The organism is Pseudomonas sp. FME51, assembly GCF_014897305.1.
The window spans coordinates 1-1,453 of record NZ_JABUYN010000041.1 but is presented as its reverse complement, the minus strand read 5'-3'; the positions used below and the strand labels follow the sequence as shown (position 1 = coordinate 1,453).

Sequence of the window (1,453 nt, the reverse complement as noted above, 5' to 3'; positions counted from 1 at the left end):
AAGTAGACGAGAAAACGAGAATACCCCGGGAGTCCGGGGTAAAGTGGGGGTGTAACAGCACCCCCGCCGCTTCGCGGCCAGCAAAGGAAGCTGAGCATGGACGAAATCAGAGCTGAAAAAAAACCCAGACCAACACCGACGAAGAAAGAACCACGGCTGGCGTATGAGATTGCCCTGGGCATCATCATCGCAGGTATCACGCTCTGGACGCTGGAAACCCTAGTCAACTCAGCAATCGCTTACATCACAGTGAAACAGATCCAGATCCAGTTCGGCGGGTGATTCCAAACCCGACTAGTTCATTATCGTGCCGAAGGTTCGCCGGGCTAAACCGCCTGGAACAGCCTCGGACGTCCGCTAGCCTGGTGCAGCAGCACCACGGTGGAACATACAACTGAAGTGCACACTCAATGGGGTGATCATGGCGCGAGGTAGGCTCAGCGCCGGCTGGGCGATTGGTGTACGCGAACTGGCCAAGAGGACGGGTAACGTTACTAAAACCCGACGAACGGCAGCAATTTAAGTAACGTTACCTTGCTTAATATTGGTAACGTTACTATAATTGGATCATGCAAACAAGGAAGCTAACCATGACTAAGATCATCGACAAGTACTTCGGCAATCCCAGCCTGGAAGAACGCGCAGCCCGGCAAGCACTAAAGGACGCAGGGCAACTACCTGTGCCTCCAGTGCCATGGATCAAACTGACCCTGATGTTCGCAGCCCTGATAACCGCTGCCCTGTTCTCATGGGGGATCATCTGATGATAGATCCAACTGACAAACAAACCGCCGCCCTGCCCTTGGACGCGCCTAAGCGTGGACGTGGCCGGCCTTCTACTGGCAAAGCCATGACGCCAGCTGAAAAGCAAAAGGCATACCGGGAACGCCTGAAACAGCGTAAATACGAGCTGGGGGGCGCAGCAATAGCAGGAGAAGAGGCATTTAAGGAGCTGAACGAAACATCACGCAAGCTGGCATCAGTGGAAGGGAAAAACCTGTACCTGGAACACCAACTGAGGGAGTTACAGGAAAAGTATGAATATCTCATGAGCATTAGCGAGCGGATGATAAAAGAGGCCGTAGACGAGCTGAACGAAGCGAAAGCCGAGATTGAACGGCTGACTACTACAAGTCCAGAATAGCCCTGCAGGCGTCCTGCAGGCGCTGCAACCGTTGATCGAGCATTAGCCCTTCCTCATCGATCTGAGCGACACGTCGGCGCAGCTGACGCACCTCAGCAACCAATCGACCATAGTCAGACAGGACCCGGCAAACAGCGTCGGAATCGTCCTGGGCGCAGCTATACAAACGCGCATCAAGAACCAGAGAATCAGGTATTTGTAACGTTACCATTAATGCACCTCGCATAATCAACGTTACATTAAATCGCCCACGGAGCGTGTCGCTATTTTCCGTAGACGATTAAACGTAACGTTACCTCATTATGCGAA

The 1,453-nt window shown here is 52.9% G+C and carries 4 protein-coding genes; 3 read left to right on the top strand and 1 reads right to left on the bottom strand.

From position 1 onward, the window contains the following. Positions 1–96: 96 nt before the first annotated feature. The 3 genes from INT39_RS22295 (at position 97) to INT39_RS22285 (ending at position 1,144) form a co-directional block, all read left to right on the top strand. Positions 97–282, top strand: coding sequence for a hypothetical protein (locus tag INT39_RS22295; RefSeq protein ID WP_193076150.1), 186 nt, complete (start codon positions 97–99; stop codon positions 280–282). Between the two features lie 308 nt (positions 283–590). Then, positions 591–764: a hypothetical protein gene (locus tag INT39_RS22290; protein ID WP_193076149.1), complete on the top strand. Its 174-nt coding sequence runs from the start codon at positions 591–593 to the stop codon at positions 762–764. After that, positions 764–1,144 (top strand): hypothetical protein, encoded by a 381-nt coding sequence (locus tag INT39_RS22285; protein WP_193076148.1) that lies wholly within the window; start codon positions 764–766, stop codon positions 1,142–1,144. The genes INT39_RS22290 and INT39_RS22285 overlap by 1 nt, the downstream gene beginning before the upstream one ends. Here INT39_RS22285 and INT39_RS22280 read toward each other — a convergent pair. Next, positions 1,128–1,355, bottom strand: coding sequence for a hypothetical protein (locus INT39_RS22280; protein WP_193076147.1), 228 nt, complete (start codon positions 1,353–1,355; stop codon positions 1,128–1,130). The genes INT39_RS22285 and INT39_RS22280 overlap by 17 nt on opposite strands. Positions 1,356–1,453 lie beyond the last annotated feature (98 nt).

What these genes read in the sequence shown, in the direction of transcription:
- INT39_RS22295 (WP_193076150.1), top strand. Translation starts at nt 97, where the DNA reads ATGGACGAAATCAGAGCTGAAAAAAAACCCAGACCAACACCGACGAAG.
- INT39_RS22290 (WP_193076149.1), top strand. Translation starts at nt 591, where the DNA reads ATGACTAAGATCATCGACAAGTACTTCGGCAATCCCAGCCTGGAAGAA.
- INT39_RS22285 (WP_193076148.1), top strand. Translation starts at nt 764, where the DNA reads ATGATAGATCCAACTGACAAACAAACCGCCGCCCTGCCCTTGGACGCG.
- INT39_RS22280 (WP_193076147.1), bottom strand. Translation starts at nt 1,355, where the DNA reads ATGGTAACGTTACAAATACCTGATTCTCTGGTTCTTGATGCGCGTTTG.